At 43.0% G+C, this 3,675-nt stretch carries 5 protein-coding genes; 1 reads left to right on the top strand and 4 read right to left on the bottom strand.

Features of this window, described 5'->3' with window-relative positions:
• Positions 1 to 479: 479 nt before the first annotated feature.
• From BMX44_RS17455 to BMX44_RS16230, 4 genes are read right to left on the bottom strand one after another with little or no spacing between them, the layout of a single operon-like run.
• A complete protein-coding gene (locus BMX44_RS17455) occupies positions 480 to 602 on the bottom strand; it encodes a hypothetical protein (protein WP_281246256.1) in 123 nt (40 codons plus the stop codon).
• A 36-nt stretch (positions 603 to 638) separates the two neighbouring features.
• Positions 639 to 1,421 carry a DnaB-like helicase C-terminal domain-containing protein gene (locus BMX44_RS16240; protein WP_090634972.1) on the bottom strand — a complete coding sequence of 261 codons (783 nt, stop codon included), beginning with the start codon at positions 1,419 to 1,421 and terminating at the stop codon, positions 639 to 641.
• A 19-nt stretch (positions 1,422 to 1,440) separates the two neighbouring features.
• Positions 1,441 to 2,037, bottom strand: a complete 597-nt coding sequence (locus tag BMX44_RS16235; protein ID WP_090634970.1) for a hypothetical protein — start codon at positions 2,035 to 2,037, stop codon at positions 1,441 to 1,443.
• A complete protein-coding gene (locus tag BMX44_RS16230) occupies positions 2,012 to 3,013 on the bottom strand; it encodes a YdaU family protein (protein ID WP_090634968.1) in 1,002 nt (333 codons plus the stop codon). The genes BMX44_RS16235 and BMX44_RS16230 overlap by 26 nt, the downstream gene beginning before the upstream one ends.
• A gap of 181 nt (positions 3,014 to 3,194) precedes the next feature.
• Here BMX44_RS16230 and BMX44_RS16225 point away from each other — a divergent pair, with 181 nt between their 5' ends.
• Positions 3,195 to 3,449, top strand: a complete 255-nt coding sequence (locus BMX44_RS16225; protein WP_090634966.1) for a hypothetical protein — start codon at positions 3,195 to 3,197, stop codon at positions 3,447 to 3,449.
• The last annotated feature ends 226 nt before the right edge of the window (positions 3,450 to 3,675 follow it).

Raw genomic sequence — 3,675 nt, 5'->3', positions numbered from 1 at the left:
AGTTTTCTTATAACCGCTCTAACAACCTGACCTACGCTTAATTTTTTTTCGCGCAACTGACGTTCTGCCGTAGCATCTGCAGGGTCAAAACTTTTTCCGTTCCAGCGCAAAAACACATATTCAGGCTTGCGACTTGGCTTTTTGAATTCCTGTTCTTTTGGTAATGCGCTCATTTCTTTTTCAACCCCGCACGCACGGCCTCCTCAAATCCAGGCTGAGTGCCCTTCCCCACCCAAAACGCAATACAGTCATCGATATATTGCCTCGTATGACACTTGTCCAGGTACTCGATAGCTTCTTTCACTGTCGGCAGCCGTTTTTCCATGTCAGATTCTTTTGAACATCTTCAACACAGAATCAAAAGCAGAATCGATTAACTCCTGCATGTCTGATTCGCATCGTTTGTTGTCGAAGTGTGCGTACACAAAGACTCCCACCAACGCTGCCAACACAAGTACCAAGAAAATGATTTCCATTGCTTATTTCCTAAGATAATCAACCAGCAAATTAACCGCAGAAGTAACACCAACAACCATCAGAAACTCGGTAACAACAGCCTCCACGTATTCGATTAATGCCGGGGCGATGTGGTCTGAGAGCATTGATCGATTCTCATCTGAATAATAGTCAGCCTAGATTCAACTAGATATGTTTGGTTTCCGATCCACAACGCGCAAAGTTCTATCGCCGTTAAAATCTAGAAATCTAGTCAATTCTCCGGAGAATTTAGCAACAATATGGCCTATGCCTTTACTATTGTTTTTACTGCAAATAATCTCCGATTTACCTTTGTTCTCTTCACTTGAGAAATAAATTCCTTCTCGATAAATAAACAAAACTTTGTTTGCATACTGATCAAGATCACCGCAATTTCTCAAATCTGACAAAATCGGTCTTTTTGATACGCGAGCATCAACTTCTCTACCCAAACCAGATGAACAAATAACCGGAACATCAAGCTCTCTTGCCAAACTCTTCAATTCCATCGCAACAGAGTCAGCTCTGTCTAAAGCTTCTTTAATTAATTGAAAACGATCAATTACTATCAGGCTAAGGTTCCCGCCTTTATGCAAAGCGGCGCTTGTGTTTAATATGTAGTCGATTGTCGGAATGGATGTCTGATCAAATTGAATTTTCAAATTACTCAAATAATCTATCGACTTTTCCCTTCCGATACGCTGCGCATGAAATTTCAGTAAACGAGAAACTAACTCTCTTGTTTTCATTTCGCTGGTAAAAAATAAAACAGAACCTGTTAATGAAACAGATTCAGTAATCTGCATCAATAAAGATGTCTTTCCGACAGCTGGGCGTCCAGCTACTACAACCAAATCTCCATAGCATATTCCTCCAATTAATTCGTCGAGACCCTTCAAACCAGTAAAAATTACTTTATTTTCTTCATCAAACGCATCGAACATAATTTACAAACCCCTTTTTTTAACCGTTAATGATTTTTCCATCCAAAATTTCATGAACCTTGGCAAACCGTCTTTCAACCTCTTCTGGCGGTATTGTTGTTTTTCCTGGCGCAGGCAACTCGACTCTTTTTTGTGGCACTTCATCTGGCAATTTGCCATTACGAATATCTTGAACAGCATTGTCCAAAGCCTTATGCCAACGAGATTTAATGCTTTGATATGGGTAGTTGTTCAAGTCGCCGCCAAGCTTCACAGCCGCCCAGTAAATTGCGGGATTCTCCCAGACGTCTTTTGCGTCCTGCCGCCGCCTCATTTGCTCAACAGCGGTTACAAAAGCACGCTCGTAATCAAGCGATGGGCGGCAAGCTTTCATGAACTGATCAACCGAGGGCGGGAAATCGTACCGAGTTTGCAAGCCTCGTGTGATTTCCTCCGGCGTATAGCCTGCAAGATCCTCAGACCATACCTTTTTCGCATTCACGATGCCTTCATCAACCCCATCTTTGTTGATATGTCCGGTCTGCCATTTGGCAGCGAACGCATTACCAAAACGACCGTGAAACCGATCAAAAATCTTGTTAATCCACGACTCAGGAAGACGATTTATCGATGTCACACCTGACAATCTCTGCTTCCCCGTCAATGTCCCGCTCATTCCTGTTTTCCCTATCACGATATGCAAAAATAGATCTTCCCGCCGCCATCATCAGCGCTTGCTTGTTGTTCGTCGGCGGCGATTTGTTCGGCATAATGCCGTGCAAGACTTGCTTCGATTCAGCCAAAGCTTCCCTGCGCCTACCCTTCACAATCCCGAGAACATACGCAAAGCCTTTACCCTTGTCCTTCGCCGTTCGCGCCGCATGAACGAATTCGTCGACCGTAGCACCAGCATCTATCAGCATCAGAAGGTCCGGGTGTGTCGGGTTTAAGTCGATAATCCCGATTTTTTTGAGTTCAGCACACACGCTACCTGCCGGTGTTGTCTCCCTACTCCCTTGGGAGTTATCTACTCCGTGTGTTTTAAACGTATTGGTTTTTGGTTTATGGTTTACTGGTTTATGGTTACTGGTTATAGCCGTTACAGGTTCGTTGCAGGTATGTTCTTGTTCCGTTACAGGTTCGTTGCAGGTATGTTTGTGTCCAGTATTCAGAGAGTTGCAGTACAGTTTATGCAATTCCCTCAACTCACCTATCAAAGCATTCCATTTAGGGTGGATACCCTTCTTTCTCAAATCAGAGAAAATTTTCTTCCGTTCTTCTCTGTGTTGTCTCTGACGACCTTTCTCGTTTTCTTCACGAGAACTTTTACGCTCATCCCAGTCGGCATATTTCCCAATCTCAGCATCACACCGGCAATGTATCCAGCCGAAGTCGGTAAGTTCAAAAAATTCTTTGAGGATTACTTGGACAGTTTCTTTTTCATCCTGAGTACGTGCGCATATTTTTCTGCACGTTGTATCGATATCAGAAGGTATTGGCGACTCGGTAAGGTAATACATATCTATCAACTGTCGGTAAACGCCATGCTCAAGTAATGACAAATGCATTGTGTCTCGCCTGTAATCACCGATATTGTGTTGATAATGATGCATTATTTACTTACTCCACCTAACTTAACCTATCCACCCTTGAAACTATTTCCGTTGCTGTCATGAAACACTTTTAAAAGGCCACCACATGGTTATGCCTCCTTTAACTAAATAAACAGAAGTTTTTTCCGATGTTGAAAGAAACAAAAATTCCAATAGCCGAGTCACCAGAAAAAATGAAACCATGGATAATCTGGATCGAATACAAGAAAAAATACTTCTACTACTTGCTACAACACCGTTATCTACTGAAAAAATAGCAACGACCGTATTTATCGATGAACCCCTGGCCGAATTCCACATTGCTGAACTTGCGGAACAGGAATACATAACCTCATTGTTTGACGCATTTTCAAGCGTCTCGGATGCGCCTGATATGGTTTGGATCATCGAACAAAAAGGCCGCAAATATTTATTAGACCGAGGGCTACTCAAGTGATGTAGTCCACTCATAATTTCCTTCCTGTGTGTGCAGAGGTACTGAACGCAACTCATCAGTTCAAAACCCGCCACCCATCACTGGACAGCGGGTGTCTCCTTTGAGCAAGAGATTAAAAAAACCGCGCGATTTGGCGACACGCGGGACAAATGCATGCGTATATCAATTGCCGCATGCCAATTGTTCAAAAAATCCAACAAGTCATGAGCACTGACACCTATATGAT

The sequence above is a fragment of the Nitrosomonas marina genome (assembly GCF_900110145.1).
Taxonomy (GTDB): domain Bacteria; phylum Pseudomonadota; class Gammaproteobacteria; order Burkholderiales; family Nitrosomonadaceae; genus Nitrosomonas; species Nitrosomonas marina.
Note: the sequence above shows the minus strand (reverse complement) of the source record. Positions and strands in the feature narration are given on the sequence as shown.